The sequence below is a fragment of the Streptomyces sp. NPDC001599 genome, from assembly GCF_042893535.1.
In the GTDB taxonomy this organism is placed as follows: Bacteria; Actinomycetota; Actinomycetes; order Streptomycetales; family Streptomycetaceae; genus Streptomyces.
Window position 1 is genome coordinate 244,337 of sequence record NZ_JBIAVA010000007.1, and the last position, 17,697, is coordinate 262,033.

The window sequence follows — 17,697 nt, forward strand, 5'->3', positions numbered from 1 at the left end:
CCTGGTCCCTGGGTCCCCGGTCCCCGGTCCCCGGGTCCGGCGCTCCCCGGCGTCAGCGGGAGCGCTTGGCCAGTCGCTCCACGTCCAGGAGGATCACCGCGCGGGCCTCCAGGCGGAGCCAGCCGCGCTGGGCGAAGTCCGCCAGCGCCTTGTTGACCGTCTCGCGGGACGCGCCGACCAGCTGGGCCAGCTCCTCCTGCGTCAGGTCGTGCACCACGTGGATGCCCTCCTCCGACTGCACGCCGAAGCGGCGGGAGAGGTCGAGCAGGGCGCGGGCGACACGGCCGGGAACGTCCGAGAAGACCAGGTCCGACATGGCGTCGTTGGTCTTGCGCAGGCGGCGTGCGACGGCGCGCAGCAGCGCGGTGGCCACCTCGGGCCGGACGTTCAGCCAGGGCTGGAGGTCGCCGTGGCCGAGGGCGAGCAGCTTGACCTCGGTCAGCGCGGTGCCGGTCGCCGTGCGCGGGCCCGGGTCGAAGAGCGACAGCTCGCCGATCAGCTCGCTGGGGCCGACGACGGCCAGCATGTTCTCGCGCCCGTCGGGGGACGTGCGGTGGAGCTTGACCTTGCCTTCCGTGACCACGTAGAGGCGGTCTCCGGGGTCCCCCTCGTGGAACAGGGTGTCGCCGCGGGCGAGGGTCACCTCACTCATGGAGGCGCGGAGCTCCGCGGATTGCTCGTCGTCGAGCGCCGCGAAGAGCGGGTTGCGCCGCAGAACGTCGTCCACGAGTTCTCTCCTTGTCGACCGGCTCAGAGGATCTTGTTCCCCCGGTGTACCAGGGGTCCGTGGTGCCCATTTTGCCGGACAGTCCAAACAGTGTGATCTGTCACAAGGATGCCGCACTGATGTCCCGGGGTACGCGGCAGGGGTCCAATTGGGCGCCGATCTTCGAGGTCCGGGGCGGATGTCGGTGCCGGGTCGTAGGCTGGCCGGGTGTCCAAATCGCCGGTGAGAGCACAGGCCGAGGGGGCTGCGCGGGTGAGTGCACATCGCGATTCCGCTGTGGGCGAACAGGGTCCCGATGGCGGTAGGAAAACGGCGAAAGCGACAAAGAAGGCAGTGCCTGCCAAGAGGGTGACTGCGGAGAAGGGTGCCGTGGAGAAGAGCGCCGCGAGTAAGAAGACCGACGCGGGTAGGAAGACCGCCGCGAACGCGAGGAAGGCCGCCGCCGAGAAGACCGCGGCCAAGACGGGCACGGCCAAGAAGACCGCGGCCAAGACGGGCGCCAAGTCTGCCGCCGCGAAGCAGGCCCCGCCCCTCAAGAGGCAGGCGCCCGCCAAGAAGCCCGCCATCGCCCCGAAGAAGGCCACCGCCGCCGTCAAGGGCGTCGCCCCGGCCAAGACCGTCGCCCCGAAGCCGCCGCGCGGCGAGTCACGCACCGCGCTGGTGCGACGGGCCCGCCGTATCAACCGCGAGCTCGCCGAGGTCTACCCGTACGCCCACCCGGAGCTGGACTTCGAGAACCCGTTCCAACTGGTCGTGGCCACGGTGCTGTCCGCGCAGACCACCGACCTCAGGGTCAACCAGACGACGCCCGCCCTCTTCGCCAAGTACCCGACCCCCGAGGACCTGGCCGCCGCCGTCCCCGAGGAGGTCGAGGAGATCCTGCGTCCGACCGGCTTCTTCCGGGCCAAGACCAAGTCCGTCATAGGACTGTCCAAGGCGCTCACGGAGGACTTCGGCGGCGAGGTCCCCGGGCGCCTGGAAGACCTCGTCAAGCTGCCCGGCGTCGGCCGCAAGACCGCCTTCGTCGTGCTCGGCAACGCCTTCGGCCGCCCCGGCATCACCGTGGACACGCACTTCCAGCGCCTGGTGCGCCGCTGGCGGTGGACCGAGGAGACCGACCCGGACAAGATCGAGGCCGCCGTCGGCGCGCTCTTCCCGAAGAGCGACTGGACCGACCTCTCCCACCACGTGATCTGGCACGGCCGCCGCATCTGTCACGCCCGCAAGCCGGCCTGCGGCGCCTGCCCCATCGCCCCGCTGTGCCCGGCGTACGGCGAGGGCGAGACGGACCCGGAGAAGGCGAAGAAGCTGCTGAAGTACGAGAAGGGCGGCTTCCCGGGGCAGCGGCTGAAGCCCCCGCAGGCCTACCTGGACGCGGGCGGGAAGCCGGCGCCGCCGCTGGGGGCGGCCGGGTGACGGAACGATCTCGGGGGCGTCGGGCGTTGGAGTCGGCAGGACGGGGGTGGAGATGACACGGGCGAGCGACACGCAAGGCCCCGCCAGGGACCGCGTTCGGGACGGTGCGGTCCTCAGCAAGGAGGGTCTGCCGGGCTGGCTGGACCCGGTGGTGCGGGCCGTCGAGACGGTCCGGCCCACCCAGCTGAGCCGCTTCCTGCCGCCGGCGGACGGCGCCGGCCGCCAGTCCGCCGTCCTGATCCTCTTCGGCGACGGCACGCGCGCGGGCGAGGACGGCGAGGAGGCCGGCCGGGGTCCGGAGCTGCTGCTCATGGAGCGGGCCGGGTCCCTGCGCTCCCACCCCGGCCAGCCCGCCTTCCCGGGCGGCGCCCTCGACCCCGAGGACGGCGATCCGCGCGGTGACGGCCCGCTACGGGCCGCCCTGCGCGAGGCCGAGGAGGAGACCGGACTCGACCCGGCCGGCGTCCAGCTCTTCGGGGTCCTGCCCAAGCTCTACATCCCGGTGAGCGGCTTCGTCGTCTCCCCGGTGCTGGCCTGGTGGCGCGAGCCCACCCCGGTGGGTGTCGTCGACCCGGCCGAGACCGCGCGCGTCTTCACGGTCCCCGTGGCCGATCTCACGGACCCCGCCAACAGGGTGACGACCATCCACCCCAGCGGTCACCGGGGCCCGGCATTCCTGGTCGAATCGGCGCTCGTGTGGGGCTTCACCGCCGGCATCATCGACCGGTTGCTGCACTTCGCGGGCTGGGAGCGGCCCTGGGACCGGGAGAAGCAGGTCCCGCTGGACTGGCGCGCATGACAGGGTGGCCTGCGTACCGCAGACGACAAGGCGAGGCCTGAATCAGTGAACGTGCTGGACATCCTGTTGCTGCTGGCCGCCGTCTGGTTCGCGATCGTCGGCTTCCGGCAGGGCTTCGTCGTCGGCATCCTGTCGGTGATCGGCTTCCTCGGCGGCGGTCTCGTCGCCGTCTCCCTGCTGCCGGTGATCTGGGACGCGCTGACGGACAACGCGGAGGTGAGCCAGACCGCCGCCGTCGTCGCGGTCGTCATCGTCATCGTGTGCGCCTCCATCGGCCAGGCCCTGACGACCCATCTGGGCAACAAGCTGCGCCGCTACATCACGTGGTCGCCGGCCCGCGCCCTGGACGCCACCGGCGGCGCCCTGGTCAACGTCGTGGCCATGCTCCTGGTCGCCTGGCTGCTCGGCTCCGCCCTCGCGCGGACCACGATGCCGACGGTCGGCAAGGAGGTGCGGCAGTCCACGGTGCTCGCGGGCGTGCAGGAGGTGCTGCCCGCGCAGGCCGACACCTGGTTCGACAGCTTCACCTCGGTCCTCGCGGAGAACGGCTTCCCGCAGGTCTTCAGCCCGTTCTCCAACGAGCCGGTCCTCGACACGCCGCCGCCCGACCCCGCGCTGGCGAACAGCCCGGTCGCCGTCACCGCCAAGCGCTCCATCGTCAAGGTCATGGGCACCGCCCCGGACTGCGGCAAGGTCCTCGAGGGCACCGGCTTCGTCTTCTCCGACCGCCGAGTCATGACCAACGCCCATGTCGTGGGCGGCGTCGACGAGCCCACGGTGCAGATAGGCGGCGAGGGCCGGAAGTACGACGCGACGGTCGTCCTCTACGACTGGCGTCGCGACATCGCCGTACTCGACGTGCCGGAACTGGACGCGCCCGCGCTGCGGTTCACCGACGAGGACGAGGACGCGCGGGGCGACGACGGCGCGATCGTCGCGGGCTTCCCGGAGAACGGGGCGTACGACGTCCGTGCCGCCCGGGTCCGCGGGCGCATCACGGCCAACGGACCGGACATCTACCACCGCGACACCGTCCGCCGGGACGTCTACTCGCTGTACGCGACCGTCCGTCAGGGCAACTCGGGCGGCCCGCTGCTGACGCCGGAGGGCGAGGTGTACGGCGTGGTCTTCGCCAAGTCCCTGGACGACCCCGACACCGGTTACGCGCTCACCGCGGACGAGATCCGCGACGACATCAGCAAGGGCCGCACCGCCAGTCAGCAGGTGGACAGCGACAGCTGCGCGCTCTAGCCCCGCGTCCGGGCAGACCCGTGCACGGGGGTCGTCGGGGCGGTGTGTCTCAGGTCCGTGGATGGCGCAGGCGTACGGAGACCCAGCGGGCCCGGCGGCGCAGGATGCGCGGAATACCCACCCGAAGGTCCGCACCCGCGAGTTGCGGGGTGCCGCCGCGTCGGTGGGTGCTGCTCACGCCGCTCGTGGAGCGGCCGTCGCGTGCTACGTCACTGTAGTCGTGCGTCCAGCCCATACCCGGACGTGTGCCCCCGCCCCAAGGTCGATAACCGTTCCCGGGGCGCCCAATTGGCCTATGCGCCGGGCAAGTGGCCGTTCATAGGACAAGCGTTCCGGTTCGGATACCGGGCGCGTCCGTTCGGTGACCGATCGCTCATCAAACCCTCACCGATCGGGTTCGGGATCCTTCAGCCAGTTGATCAGTTCGGTCGAGAACGCGACCGGATCCTCTTCGTGCGGGAAGTGCCCGAGCCCGTCGAACAGCCGCCAGCGGTAGGGCGCTTCGACGTACTGACCCGACCCCGCCGCGCTCCGCGTCCGCATCACGGGGTCCAGGGATCCGTGCAGGTGCAGGGTCGGCACGCGCACCGGCCGCTTCATCCGGCGGTAGAACTGGATGCCGTCGGGACGGGCCAGGGAGCGCACCAGCCAGCGGTACGGCTCGACCGAGCAGTGCGCCGTGGAGGGGATGCACATGGCGCGCCGGTACGCCGTCACCGCCTCGTCGTCGAGGAGCCGCGGCCCGGACCAGTCGTGGAGCAGCCGGCCGACCAGCGCGCCGTCGTCCGCGGTCAGTTGACGCTCCGGCACCCAGGGCCGCTGGAAACCCCAGATGTAGGAGCCCGCCCGGCTCTGGCGGACGTCGCCGAGCATGGCCGAGCGCCAGCGCCTGGGGTGCGGCATCGAGGACACCGCGAGCCGTCGTACGAGCTTGGGCCGCATCGCGGCCGCCGTCCAGGCCAGGTAGCCGCCGAGGTCGTGACCGACCAGCGCGGCGTCCGGCTCGCCGAGGGAGCGGATCACGCCGGTGATGTCGAGGGCGAGACCCGCGGGGTCGTAACCGCGCGGGGTGCGGTCGCTGCCGCCGACGCCGCGCAGGTCCATGGCGACCGCGCGGAAACCGGCGTCGGCGAGCGCCACCAACTGGTGCCGCCAGGTCCACCAGAACTGCGGGAAGCCGTGCAGCAGCAGCACCAGCGGCCCGTCGCCCAGCTCGGCGATGTGGAAGCGGGCGCCGTTGGCCGCGACGTCCCGGTGGGTCACCTCGGGTCCGCCCGGAATGCCGAGGCGCACGACCGAGGTGGGGTTGGGGTGCTGCGGCGAGGGGGATTGCCCCGAAGGAGTGCTGGAGCCCGTCATGAGGACGAGCGTGCCACAGCCTCGATCGCTTCGGGGGACCGGTCCGCGGGCAGTTCCGGGCGGGGGTGCGGCTTGGCGTTCTGGAGCACGCCCGCCGACTGCTTCACCGAGGCGGCGACCTTCTGCGGGCCGCGGCCCTTCTTGGCCTTCTTCGCGAAGACGATGCCGATCAGCGCGAGGAGGCCCGCGACCAGCACGTTGGCGGCGAAGGACAGCAGGAAGCAGACGGCCATGTTCCAGCCGCTCCAGGTCCGGATGCCGTAGGCCAGCGCGAAGCTCAGCATCGGCAGGGAGAAGAGCAGGAGCAGGCCCGCGGCGGAGAACGCGCCGCCGCTCGTCGCCCCACGCTTGACGTCCTGCTTCAGCTGCGCCTTCGCCAGCGCGATCTCGTCGTGCACGAGCGCCGACATTTCGGTGGTCGCCGAGGCGAACAGCTGGCCGATGCTGCGTTCGGTGCCGACCGGGCTGCCGTCGGGTGCGCTCATCGCGGTCTCCCTCTTCTGCTGGCTCTTCTGCGTACGGTTCCGTGGCGTCGCCTCGTCCTCGGTCCGGCCGTGTCCGGCCCGGCCCGTGTCCGCTCGACTGCGTACGGTCCCGTCTTTTGTACCGTCTCGTCAGATCATGCCGGACCGTCGCCCTCATCGCCTGCCCCGCCCGTCACTTCGGCAAGCCGCGCCGACTCCATCTCCTCGGCGATCCGGCGGTGCTCGGCGGCCTTCCTCTCGTAGACGGCGGCCACCCGCAGGTGGTAGGCGGGGTCGTCCTCCTCGTAGATGTCGGGGACACCGCTGAGGTCGTCGTCGCGCTCCTCCTCCGCGACCATCCCCCGGTACTTCGCGTTCCGTATCTTCAGCAGCACCGTGGCCAGGGCCGCCGCGATCAGCGAGCCGGTCAGGACGGCGGCCTTGACCTGGTCCGTCATCGCCGCGTCGTCCTCGAAGGCCAGCTCGCCGATGAGCAGCGAGACGGTGAACCCGATGCCGGCCAGGGTGGCCACCGCGAACACGTCGGCCCACTGGAGGTCGTCGCTGAGCGAGGCCCTGGTGAAGCGCGAGGTCAGCCAGGTGCCGCCGAAGATGCCCAGTGTCTTGCCGACGACGAGCCCGAGCACCACACCAAGGGTCTCCGGCTTGGTGAAGACGTCGGCCAGTGCCCCGCCGGAGATGGCCACACCCGCGCTGAACAGGGCGAACAGCGGCACGGCCAGGCCCGCCGACAGCGGACGCACCAGGTGTTCGATGTGCTGGCCGGGCGAGTGCTCCTCGCCCTCGCGCGTGTGGCAGCGCAGCATCAGGCCCATCGCGACACCGGCGATGGTGGCGTGGACGCCGCTGTTGTACATCAGGCCCCAGATCACCAGGCCGAGCGGGACGTACACGTACCAGCCGCGCACGCCCTTGCGGAGCAGCAGCCAGAAGACGACGAGGCCGACGACCGCGCCGCCGAGCGCGGCGAAGTTGAGACCGTCGGTGAAGAAGACCGCGATGATCAGGATGGCGAACAGGTCGTCGACGACGGCGAGGGTCAGGAGGAAGGCACGCAGGGCGCTCGGCAGTGACGTGCCGATGACGGCGAGTACGGCGAGCGCGAAGGCGATGTCGGTGGCGGTCGGCACGGCCCAGCCGGACAGGGAGCCGCCGCCCGCGGTGTTGGTGAGGGTGTACACGACCGCCGGTACGACCATGCCGCACAGCGCCGCCACCACCGGGAGCGCGGCGGCCTTGGGGTCCTTCAGGTCACCGGCGACGAGTTCGCGTTTGAGTTCGATGCCGGCGACGAAGAAGAAGACCGCGAGGAGCCCGTCGGCGGCCCAGTGCGCGACCGACAGGTTCAGACCGAGCGCCGCGGGGCCGAAGTGGAAGTGGCTGACGCTCTCGTAGCTGTCGTGCACCGCCGGTACGTTCGCCCACACCAGGGCGGCGATCGCGGCGACGAGCAGCAGGACGCCGCCGACGGTCTCGGTGCGCAACGCGTCCGCGATGTAGGTGCGCTCCGGCAGGGACAGCCGTCCGAAGGCCTTGCGGGGGGTGCGGGGCGCGGTCACGAGGAGAACCTCCGGTCGGTGGGCAGCACGGAACACATGCCGACCAGACTTCCCGGCGCACCATGAGGATCTTGATGATTCTCTTACGTTCCGTCCAGCTTACCCGGGCCCCGGGCGCCGCACAGGGCGAGGGCACCCGGCGCGCGTCCGGCGCCGGGTGCCCTCGGTGTGCGTGTGGCCGGCTCAGTCCTCGCTGGGCGCGGCCGGGAGCTTCGTCTGAATGAGGTCCATGACCGTCGAGTCCGCCAGCGTCGTGACGTCGCCGACCTGGCGGTTCTCCGCCACGTCTCGCAGCAGGCGCCGCATGATCTTGCCGGAGCGGGTCTTCGGCAGCTCGGAGACCGGCAGGATCCGCTTGGGCTTGGCGATCGGGCCGAGCGTGGCACCGACGTGGTCGCGCAGCTCGGCGACCAGGTCCTCGCTCTCCGCGGTGGTGCCGCGCAGGATCACGAAGGCCACGATGGCCTGCCCGGTCGTCTCGTCCGTCGCGCCGACCACGGCCGCCTCGGCGACCGAGGGGTGGGAGACGAGGGCCGACTCGACCTCGGTGGTGGAGATGTTGTGGCCGGAGACGAGCATCACGTCGTCGACGCGGCCGAGCAGCCAGATGTCGCCGTCGTCGTCCTTCTTGGCGCCGTCGCCCGCGAAGTACTTGCCCTCGAAGCGGGACCAGTACGTGTCGATGAACCGCTGGTCGTCGCCCCAGATGGTGCGCAGCATCGACGGCCACGGCTCGGTGAGCACCAGGTAGCCGCCCCCGCCGTTGGGCACCTCGTTGGCCTCGTCGTCGACGACGGTGGCGGAGATGCCGGGCAGCGGGCGCTGGGCGGAGCCCGGCTTGGCCTCCGTGACGCCCGGCAGCGGCGTGATCATCATCGCGCCGGTCTCGGTCTGCCACCAGGTGTCGACCACCGGGGTGGCGTCCGCGCCGATGTTCTTGCGGTACCAGATCCACGCCTCGGGGTTGATCGGCTCGCCGACCGAGCCGAGGACACGCAGGGAGGACAGGTCGAACTTCGCGGGGATGTCGTCGCCCCACTTCATGAACGTCCGGATCGCGGTGGGCGCCGTGTACAGGATCGTCACGCCGTACTTCTGCACGATCTCCCAGAACCGGCCCTGGTGCGGGGTGTCCGGGGTGCCCTCGTACATGACCTGCGTCGCGCCGTTGGCGAGCGGGCCGTAGACGATGTACGAGTGTCCGGTGACCCAGCCCACGTCGGCGGTGCACCAGAAGACGTCCGTCTCCGGCTTGAGGTCGAAGACCGCCCAGTGGGTGTACGCCGTCTGCGTGAGGTAGCCGCCTGAGGTGTGCAGGATGCCCTTGGGCTTACCCGTCGTGCCGGACGTGTACAGGATGAACAGCGGGTGCTCGGCGTCGAACGCCTCGGGCGTGTGCTCGGCGGACTGCCCGTCGACCGTCTCGTGCCACCACTTGTCGCGGGAGTCGTCCCAGGCGACGTCCTGACCGGTGCGGCGGACGACGAGCACGTGCTCGACGATCCCGGCGCGCTCGACGGCCTCGTCGACGGCCGGCTTGAGCGCGGACGGCTTGCCGCGCCGGTATCCGCCGTCGGCGGTGATGACGACGCGGGCGTCGGCGTCCTGGATGCGGGTGGCCAGCGCGTCCGAGGAGAAGCCGCCGAAGACCACCGAGTGCGCGGCGCCGATACGGGCACAGGCCAGCATCGCGACCGCCGTCTCGGGGATCATCGGCATGTAGATCGCGACCCGGTCGCCCTTCTCCACGCCCAGCTCCAGCAGGGCGTTGGCGGCCTTGGAGACCTCGTCCTTGAGCTGGGCGTAGGTGATGGCGCGGCTGTCGCCGGACTCGCCCTCGAAGTGGATGGCGACGCGGTCGCCGTTGCCGGCCTCCACGTGGCGGTCGACGCAGTTGTAGGCGACGTTCAGCGTGCCGTCCTTGAACCACTTGGCGAACGGCGGGTTCGACCAGTCGAGGGTCTCGGTCGGCTCCTTCGCCCAGGTCAGTCGGCGGGCCTGCTCGGCCCAGAAGCCGAGCCTGTCAGCCTTGGCCTGTTCGTACGCCTCCGCCGTGACGTTGGCGTGCGCGGCCAGGTCGGCGGGGGGTGCGAACCTGCGTTCTTCCTTGAGCAGGTTGGCCAAGGATTCGTTGCTCACGACATCTCCCTTTCTCAGGGTTGTCCGTTGTGTCCCAGGCCACAGCTCATCAGACCCGGGGGGCCGATGACAAGGGTCGACGGGCAAATGGTTTAGACCTGTTCGGGTCGCCGCCTGCCTGCTGTGTCTCCTGCGTGGCTTTGTGGTCCGTGGTCACCCGTACCCACGGACGCCGACGGCGCGGGGTTCAGGGTGTGTAACGCCGCTCACACCCGCCCGCGCCGCGGCTGCCCGGGACCGCTCGGACGGTCGGCCCGGGCGGTCAGGCGGTCAGGTTCGTCTCCCGCACCAGCTCGAACACGCCGCCTTCCGCGTCCTCGGACAGCAGGTACGACTGGGCCTCGCCCACGTGGAAGTACATGCCGTGCAGCTCCAGGTCTCCGGCGCCCAGCGCCCGGGCCACCGAGTCGTGGGCGCGCAGGTGCTCCAGCTGCTGGACCACGTTGGCCAGGCACAGCCGCTCGGCCGTGTCGGCGGCCCCGCGTCCGGCCAGCCGGGGGCGGGCGCGACCGGGCTCGCGCCCCTGCTCCTGCTCGTCCCCGTCCACGTCCGGCAGGGCGCGCTCCAGGCTGGGCAGCCCGTGCCGCAGCCACCGCTGGAGGGGGGTGCGCGCACCCCCGTGTTCGGCGCCGAGCAGCGCCTGCATCGCCCCGCACCCGGAGTGCCCGCACACCGTGATGGACCGCACCTTCAGTACGTCCACGGCGTACTCGATCGCCGCGGCCACCGAGTCGTCGCCGCTCTCCTCGCCGGGCAGCGGCACGAAGTTGCCGACGTTGCGCACCACGAAGAGGTCGCCGGGGCCGCTGGAGGTGATCATCGACGTGACCACCCGCGAGTCGGCGCAGGTCAGGAAGAGCTGGGAGGGCTGCTGTCCCTCCCGGGCCAGCCGGGCCAGCTCACGGCGCATCAGCGGGCCGGTGTTGCGATGGAAAGCGCTGATGCCACGGGCGAGCTCGTGTCCGGTGGGTCCGTCGGCAGCACCGGATGCACCTGTTGGACCTGTTGTACCCGTCGGACCTGTTGCACCTCTTGTGTCTCTCGTGCCGGTGGTGTTCGGGCCGGTCGCGGCGCCGAGGGTCCCGCCGGGGGATCCGTCGGTGGCTGCCTGCCCGTCCGTGCCGGGTGGTGGGGCCTTGGGCGGGCGCTCGCACTGGTGGTTGCGCCAGGGTGTCCAGGGACGGCAGCGGCAGCCTTCCTCCTCGGCCGGTTCGGAGATCCGGGTGCCGGGCCGGCGGCCGGTGATGTCGACGGAGCCGCCCTGCGCGGTGTGCGTCTTCTGCCAGTCCTGCAGCGTCTCGTACGCCGCGTGGTCCATGAACGACCCGTCCAGCTCGACGACGGCGTCCGCTCCGTGGGGCACCTGGTGCAGGACCCGGCTGAGCCGCGGCACGGCGAGGAAGGTCAACTGGCCGCGCACGTGTACGTGATGGACTCCCTCCGTGTCGTCGTGGGTGATCCGGGTGCGGGTGAGACGGTGCAGGGCGACGCCGACGGCGACGGCGATGCCCAGGGCGACGCCCTCCAGGACGCCGAGGAACACCACGCCGCAGGTGGTGACCGCGTAGACCAGCACCTCACGGTGGCGGGTCACCGTACGGATGTGGTTCAGCGAGACCATCTTGAGGCCGACGGCCATGACCAGGGCGGCGAGCGAGGCGAGCGGGATGAGCTCCAGGGCCGGGACCATCAGCAGTGCGGCGATCACTACGAGAACGCCGTGCAGCATCGTGGAGTTCCGGCTGACGGCGCCCGCCGCCACGTTCGCGGAACTGCGCACGGCCACACCGGCGATGGGCAGTCCGCCGAGCGACCCGGAAACGATGTTGGCGGCGCCCTGACCGAGCAGCTCCCGGTCGAGGTTGGAGCGCTTGACGCGGCCGGTCAGAGCGGGCCGGGCGGCGACCAGCTTGTCGACGGCGACCGCGCCGAGCAGGGACTGCACGCTGCACACCAGCGTGGTGGTGAGGACGGCGGCGACGAGACCGAGTACCGGACCGTCGGGCAGCGAGGCCAGGGCGTGGCTGCTCCAGGACGGCAGGTCGACCTTGGGCAGGCGAAGTTCGGTGAGGGCGGCGACCGCGGTGGCACCCGCGACGGCGATCAGGGCGGCGGGCAGCTTGCCCAGGACCTGGCCCGCCCGGCCGGGGAGGCGGGGCCAGAGCAGCAGCAGGGTCAGGGTCAGCACGCTCACGGCCAGGTCGGCGGGGTGGAGGTTCGCCAACTGGGCGGGCAGCGCGACCAGGTTGTCGGGCACGGAGCTCTGGGGGGTGCCGCCGAGGACGATGTGCAGCTGGGCGACGGCGATGGTGACGCCGATGCCGGCGAGCATGCCGTGCACGATGGCGGGGCTCACGGCGAGCGCCGAGCGCGCCACGCGCAGGCAGCCCAGGCCGAGTTGGGCGATGCCGGCGAGGACGGTGATGGCGCAGGTCGTACGCCATCCGTAGTGCTGGATGAGGTCGGCGGTGACCACGGTGAGCCCGGCGGCGGGGCCGCTGACCTGGAGGGGGCAGCCGCCGATCCGTCCGGCGACGATCCCGCCCACCGCGGCGGCGACGAGGCCGGCCTGGAGGGGGGCGCCGGTGGCGAGGGCGATGCCCAGGGAGAGGGGGAGGGCGATCAGGAAGACCGCGATCGCGGCCGAGACGTCGGCACCCGCGACGCGGAAGCGCCGGGGGCCGTTGGGCGGCGGGCTGTGGGGCTGGTGGACGTGCTTGGTCCGGGCCGAATCGGCGCGGGCGGGGACGCAGGCTGACATGTTCCCGTCTCCTGAGGATCCGTTCGATTACAGCGAGTAAATAGAGAGTAATTCAGAGTAAAGAAGAGGCATAGGTTTTTAGCGCGAATGGAGTAGCGCCCCGCGCATTCGAGTGGATCAGTTATTTCATCGGCTTGTCGTACTAATTCCTTCTCATTTCCGTGTCACCTTGACGGCGCTGACGGCACGGCCCGGCTCAGCACCCGACATCGCCTAGTCGGCGTTGGCCCGAGAGAAGGAAGAAGGTGGGCGGACATGGCCGCCACCCGCAGGATGGCCTCCCGCAAGACGGCCGCGCGCGCCGTGGTCGCCGCGGTCTGCGCCGCGTCGCTGGCCGGTTGCGCGATCGACAACGGCACCGGTTCCGGCGAAGGGACGCAAGGTCCGGGGAAGGAGAAGGGGAAAGCGGCACCGGCGCCCAAGAACGCGGTCCGGCTGATCGGTGACGGTTCCACCGCGTACACCGGGGCTCAGCCGCACCTGCCCCGGCCCGAACGTCTCAAGCCCGGCCAGAAGCCGCCGCAGTTCGTGGTGTTCTCGTGGGACGGCGCGGGTGAGGACAGCCAGAAGCTGTTCTCCCACTTCCGTGAAGTGGCCAAGGAGAACAACGCCACCATGACGTACTTCCTGAGCGGCGTGTACATGCTGCCGACCGAGAAGCGGGACCTGTACAACCCGCCCCAGCACTCCCCGGGCCGCTCCGACATCGGCTTCAACGACGAACAGGGCATCACCGACACCGTCAAGCAACTGCGACTGGCGTGGCAGGAGGGCAACGAGATCGGCACCCACTTCAACGGGCACTTCTGCGGCGCCGGCGGCGGGGTCGGCGAGTGGTCCGTCGAGGAGTGGAAGGAGGAGATCAGCCAGGCCAAGCAGTTCGTGAAGACCTGGAAGACCAACACCGGGATGAAGAACGCGGCGCCCCTGCCCTTCGACTACGACAAGGAACTGATCGGCGCCCGCACCCCGTGCCTGGAGGGTCAGAAGAACTTCATGAAGGCGGCGAGCCAGATGGGCTTCCGCTACGACAGCAGCGGGGTGAACAACCAGGTCTGGCCTTCGAAGAAGGAAGGCCTGTGGGACCTGTCGATGCAGCTCGTGCCGTTCCCCGGCCACTCCTACGAGCAGCTCACCATGGACTACAACTACATGGTCAACCAGTCGGGCACCGCCACCCAGGGCGACCCCGCCAAGCGCGAGTTCTGGGGCGACCAGATGCGTGACAGCCTGCTCAAGGGCTTCGAGAGGGCCTACGACGGGAACCGCGCGCCGCTGATCATCGGCAACCACTTCGAGTCCTGGAACGGCGGCACCTACATGCGCGCCGTGGAAGAGGTCGTCGAGACCGTGTGCACCAAGGAGGAGGTGCGCTGCGTCTCCTTCCGGCAACTCGCGGACTGGCTGGACGCCCAGGACCCCAAGGTCCTGAAGAAGCTGCGCACCCTCGGCGTCGGTGAGGCTCCGAAGAAGGGCTGGGCGTCCTTCCTGTCGGCCGCGCCCGCCCCGGCGCCCAAGGGCGTGCCCGGGGCGCCGGCCGCCAAGCAGTAGGGCCGGGCCGCCGGCCGCTCCGAGAGGCACGAGGACGCGGTGACCGGCGGGTCACGCGGGGGCGGCGACCTCCTCGCCGAGGACGAAGCCGGGGTCGACCTGCGCCGCCAGGTCGTCCCCGGTGCGCTCGTTGCCCCAACTGTGGGCGTTCTTCAGATGGAAGTGGACCATCTGCTGGGTGTATCGCGGCCAGTCCCGCAGCTCGTACGTCGCGTCGGCGGCCGTGTGCAGCGTGCGCAGCGCCCGGCCGTTGGTTTCCTCCAGGAGCTCGAACCGGGGCGGGCGGCCCTTCTCCATGGCGCGCACCCAGTCCGAGTGCCCGACGGTGACCAGCAGGTCGTCCCCGACCTGGTCGCGCAGGAAGTCGAGGTCGTCCTGCCCCTGCACCTTGTTGCCGACGACCTTCAGCGTGACGCCGAAGTCGCGGGCGTACTCCTTGTACTGGCGGTAGACGGAGACTCCCTTGCGGGTCGGCTCGGCGACGAGGAACGTGATGTCGAAGCGGGTGAACATGCCGGAGGCGAACGAGTCCGAGCCGGCGGTCATGTCGACCACGACGTACTCGTCACGCGCGTCGACCAGGTGGTTCAGGCACAGCTCCACCGCTCCGGTCTTGGAGTGGTAGCAGGCGACGCCCAGGTCGGCGTCCGTGAAAGGCCCGGTGACCATCAAACGGACGGTCCCGCCGTCTAGTTCCACCGGCCGGGCACAGGCGTCGTAGACCGGGTTGTCCTCCCGCACGCGCAGCAGGCGCGAGCCCTCACCGGGCGGCGTCGTCTTGATCATCGTCTCGGCGGAGGCGATGCGCGGGTTGGTGCCGCGCAGATGGTCCTTGATCAGCGAAAGGTGCTCGCCCATCGCGGGCAGCCCGGCCGCCTCCGCGTCGTCGAGACCCAGCGCTGCCCCCAGGTGCTGGTTGATGTCGGCGTCGATCGCGACGACGGGTGCGCCGGTGGCGGCGAGGTGGCGGACGAACAGGGAGGACAGGGTGGTCTTGCCGCTGCCGCCCTTCCCGACGAAAGCAATTTTCATGTTCACCAAGCGTAGTGGCTCGATAGCTGTAGGTGGCATGCGGGGCGGGTAGGGGGTGAAGAAGACCACTCATTCGTGGGGCACGGCGCCGGGTTGCGTAGGGTCTTACTCATGAGTACGACAGGCGCGAACGCCGATCCGCTCGCGGCCCTGGGCGACCTGCCCGGCGTGGCCGAGTCCGTGGAGTCCGTACGCAAGGCCGTGGACCGCGTCTACGGCCACCGGATCATGCGGCGCCGCAGCAACGAGATCACCTCCGAGGCGGCACTGCGCGGTGCCCGGGGTTCGGCGGCGCTGTCCGGGGCGGACTGGGCCCTGGAGGAGGTGCGCCGGCGCAGCGACTTCAGTGGCGATGTCGAAGCACGCTCGGTGGGCGCCGCGTTGCGGCTGACCGCCGAGGCGGGGCAGCTGCTGTCCATCTGGCGACAGTCGCCGCTGCGCGTGCTCGCCCGGCTGCACCTGGTGGCGGCCGCGGACAAGGCCGACGAGGTGGGACGGCCCCGCCAGAACGGCGAGCCGGTGGACGAACCGCTCGTCGAGCTGCCGCTGCCCGACGCCGAGGAGGCGCACGGCCGGCTGGACGGCCTGGCCGCGCTGGTCGCGGCCGGCGGTTCCGCGCCGGCGCTGGTGACGGCCGCGGTGGTGCACGGGGAACTGCTGGCGCTGCGTCCCTTCACCTCCGACAACGGCCTGGTCGCGCGCGCGGCGGAGCGTATCGTCCTGGTCGGCAGCGGACTGGACCCCAAGTCGGTGTGCCCGGCCGAGGTCGGTCACGCCGAGCTGGGGCGGGCGGCCTACCTGGCGGCGCTCGACGGCTACGTCTCCGGAACCCCGGAGGGCATGGCCGCCTGGATCGCCCACTGCGGCAAGGCTGTCGCGCTGGGTGCCCGCGAGTCGACGGCGGTGTGCGAGGCGCTCCAGCGCGGGGCGGCGTAGCACAGAAATGCGGCGGTACGAGTGTTCGTACCGCCGCTGGCATGACCACCCGGTTACCAAGCGTCCTCGATATGTGCCCATCAGGCCGGGAGCTTCGCCCGTGACCTGGTGCGGCTGGCCCGTAATCGACGGGTCGACGTCGCGTGGGTGCCCGGTGTCCATGCTCGGTCCGTGGGGCCAAATGCGTGTTTAAGGTGATCCTTTCGGATGTCCTTGGTCTCGCGGGCCGTTGAGTCCTTTGTACTACCGGTCCCGAGTAAGCGGAAGTGCTCGCCGCACTTCTTTACTTTTGCGGTCATACGCGGGTGAAAGGCTCGATCAGGCCGCCGTGGACCGTCGTCGGCTCGCGTACCAGACGAGACCCGCGGTCGCCGCCGCGGCGCCTATCGCGGCGGCGGCGACGAGCGCGGGACGCGGGGGCACGGAGAATCCCCCGATCCGCTGCTTGAGCCGCACCGGGCGATGGAAATCGAGAATCGGCCACTCGCGCGCGAGGGCTTCCCGGCGCAGCGCCCGGTCCGGGTTGACCGCGTGGGGGTGGCCGACGGCCTCCAGCATCGGCAGGTCGGTCGCCGAGTCGCTGTAGGCGTAGCAGCGGGACAGGTCGTACCCCTCGGACCCGGCCAGCTCCCGGATCGCCTCCGCCTTGGTCGGGCCGTACGCGTAGTACTCCACCTCTCCGGTGAAGCAGCCGTCCTCACCCACGATCATGCGGGTCGCCACCACCCGGTCCGCGCCCAGCAGCTCGCCGATCGGCTCGACCACCTCGGCGCCCGACGTCGAGACGATCACGACGTCGCGGCCGGCGGTGTGGTGCTCCTCGATCAGGGAGGCCGCCTCGTCGTAGATGATCGGGTCGATCAGGTCGTGCAGGGTCTCGGCGACGAGTTCCTTGACCAACTGGACGTTCCACCCGCGGCACAGCGCGGAGAGGTACTCGCGCATCCGCTCCATCTGGTCGTGGTCGGCTCCGCCGGCGAGGAACACGAACTGGGCATATGCGGTACGCAACACAGCCCTGCGGTTGATCAGCCCGCCTTGGTAGAACGACTTGCTGAACGTGAGCGTGCTCGACTTCGCAATGACCGTCTTGTCCAGGTCAAAGAAGGCCGCCGTGCGGGGCATGGAGTGAGACGCGGAGTGGGGCGAGGGGTGGTTTTCCACAACCCTGAGCATAGGCGCAGCCCATTCGGCGTAAGCTGTGGCGCGTGGGTTTGCCTGAGAGGGCTCTCGGGTACACCATGGAAGTCACGGATCGTTCGCGACCGTGCTAACCCGGTCCGACTCCTCCCCCCCCCCGAGTCGGCCGTGGAGACGACCCCCGCTCTCCCCCCCGGCGGGGGTCGTCGCATGTCCGGGTGGGTTTTCCGCTCTTCTTACGATCTGGGCCCCGTGCCGTTGCGGCGCGGGGCCCCGGCGTTGTCGCGACCACGATTCGCTACACAGCGTAGTGACCGGACTGCTCTGCGGCAGTCGCACGCGGGGTGGAGCGGAACCGGAGGAGGGTCACCGGTTCGAGTGAGTCGATATTCACAACCATCGAGTTGTCCACAGTTTTTGACCAAGATCCACACGATTTCCCGGATCGCTGCACCGTGATTCCCATGCGTCCGGGCCGTGCCGAGTTCCATGGCCGGATCTGTTTGCCGGACGCGTGATGTGGACCGCTCGTGCGGGGACCG

General features: G+C 70.6%; 14 protein-coding genes. 5 read left to right on the forward strand and 9 right to left on the reverse strand.

The genetic code is table 11. The features are described from left to right. Positions 1-52: 52 nt before the first annotated feature. Positions 53-727: a Crp/Fnr family transcriptional regulator gene (locus ACFYZ3_RS20045; protein WP_003975365.1), complete on the reverse strand. Its 675-nt coding sequence runs from the start codon at positions 725-727 to the stop codon at positions 53-55. Between the two features lie 276 nt (positions 728-1,003). On the opposite strand from ACFYZ3_RS20045, the gene nth reads away from it, so the two are divergent. The 3 genes from nth to ACFYZ3_RS20060 are packed head-to-tail and all read left to right on the forward strand — an operon-like array spanning position 1,004 to position 4,193. Continuing rightward, positions 1,004-2,143, forward strand: coding sequence for an endonuclease III (nth, locus tag ACFYZ3_RS20050; protein ID WP_388519282.1), 1,140 nt, complete (start codon positions 1,004-1,006; stop codon positions 2,141-2,143). Between the two features lie 52 nt (positions 2,144-2,195). Further along, positions 2,196-2,942 (forward strand): NUDIX hydrolase, encoded by a 747-nt coding sequence (locus ACFYZ3_RS20055; protein ID WP_388519284.1) that lies wholly within the window; start codon positions 2,196-2,198, stop codon positions 2,940-2,942. A gap of 45 nt (positions 2,943-2,987) precedes the next feature. Further along, positions 2,988-4,193 (forward strand): MarP family serine protease, encoded by a 1,206-nt coding sequence (locus tag ACFYZ3_RS20060; protein ID WP_388519287.1) that lies wholly within the window; start codon positions 2,988-2,990, stop codon positions 4,191-4,193. A gap of 49 nt (positions 4,194-4,242) precedes the next feature. Here ACFYZ3_RS20060 and ACFYZ3_RS20065 read toward each other — a convergent pair whose 3' ends face one another. From ACFYZ3_RS20065 to ACFYZ3_RS20090, 6 genes are all read right to left on the reverse strand, one after another. Beyond that, positions 4,243-4,428 carry a hypothetical protein gene (locus tag ACFYZ3_RS20065; protein ID WP_078582024.1) on the reverse strand — a complete coding sequence of 62 codons (186 nt, stop codon included), beginning with the start codon at positions 4,426-4,428 and terminating at the stop codon, positions 4,243-4,245. Between the two features lie 149 nt (positions 4,429-4,577). Further along, positions 4,578-5,552 carry an alpha/beta hydrolase gene (locus ACFYZ3_RS20070; protein WP_361012113.1) on the reverse strand — a complete coding sequence of 325 codons (975 nt, stop codon included), beginning with the start codon at positions 5,550-5,552 and terminating at the stop codon, positions 4,578-4,580. Continuing rightward, positions 5,549-6,037 carry a phage holin family protein gene (locus ACFYZ3_RS20075; RefSeq protein ID WP_003975371.1) on the reverse strand — a complete coding sequence of 163 codons (489 nt, stop codon included), beginning with the start codon at positions 6,035-6,037 and terminating at the stop codon, positions 5,549-5,551. The genes ACFYZ3_RS20070 and ACFYZ3_RS20075 overlap by 4 nt, the downstream gene beginning before the upstream one ends. A gap of 134 nt (positions 6,038-6,171) precedes the next feature. Continuing rightward, a complete protein-coding gene (gene nhaA, locus ACFYZ3_RS20080; RefSeq protein ID WP_388519292.1) occupies positions 6,172-7,596 on the reverse strand; it encodes a Na+/H+ antiporter NhaA in 1,425 nt (474 codons plus the stop codon). A 183-nt stretch (positions 7,597-7,779) separates the two neighbouring features. Continuing rightward, positions 7,780-9,735 (reverse strand): acetate--CoA ligase, encoded by a 1,956-nt coding sequence (acs, locus tag ACFYZ3_RS20085; RefSeq protein WP_388519295.1) that lies wholly within the window; start codon positions 9,733-9,735, stop codon positions 7,780-7,782. A gap of 262 nt (positions 9,736-9,997) precedes the next feature. After that, entirely contained in the window at positions 9,998-12,496 is a 2,499-nt protein-coding gene (locus ACFYZ3_RS20090; RefSeq protein WP_388519298.1) for a SulP family inorganic anion transporter, read from the reverse strand. A 255-nt stretch (positions 12,497-12,751) separates the two neighbouring features. Here ACFYZ3_RS20090 and ACFYZ3_RS20095 point away from each other — a divergent pair, with 255 nt between their 5' ends. After that, positions 12,752-14,047, forward strand: coding sequence for a hypothetical protein (locus tag ACFYZ3_RS20095; RefSeq protein WP_388519301.1), 1,296 nt, complete (start codon positions 12,752-12,754; stop codon positions 14,045-14,047). 51 nt (positions 14,048-14,098) lie between these two features. Here the strand turns inward: ACFYZ3_RS20095 and ACFYZ3_RS20100 are convergent, their stop codons facing one another. Then, positions 14,099-15,079, reverse strand: a complete 981-nt coding sequence (locus ACFYZ3_RS20100; protein WP_388519304.1) for an ATP-binding protein — start codon at positions 15,077-15,079, stop codon at positions 14,099-14,101. A 111-nt stretch (positions 15,080-15,190) separates the two neighbouring features. Between ACFYZ3_RS20100 and ACFYZ3_RS20105 the strand changes: the two genes are divergently transcribed. Next, positions 15,191-16,015 carry an oxidoreductase gene (locus tag ACFYZ3_RS20105; RefSeq protein ID WP_388519307.1) on the forward strand — a complete coding sequence of 275 codons (825 nt, stop codon included), beginning with the start codon at positions 15,191-15,193 and terminating at the stop codon, positions 16,013-16,015. A 318-nt stretch (positions 16,016-16,333) separates the two neighbouring features. Here the strand turns inward: ACFYZ3_RS20105 and ACFYZ3_RS20110 are convergent, their stop codons facing one another. Next, a complete protein-coding gene (locus ACFYZ3_RS20110; RefSeq protein WP_388519310.1) occupies positions 16,334-17,191 on the reverse strand; it encodes an HAD family hydrolase in 858 nt (285 codons plus the stop codon). Positions 17,192-17,697 lie beyond the last annotated feature (506 nt).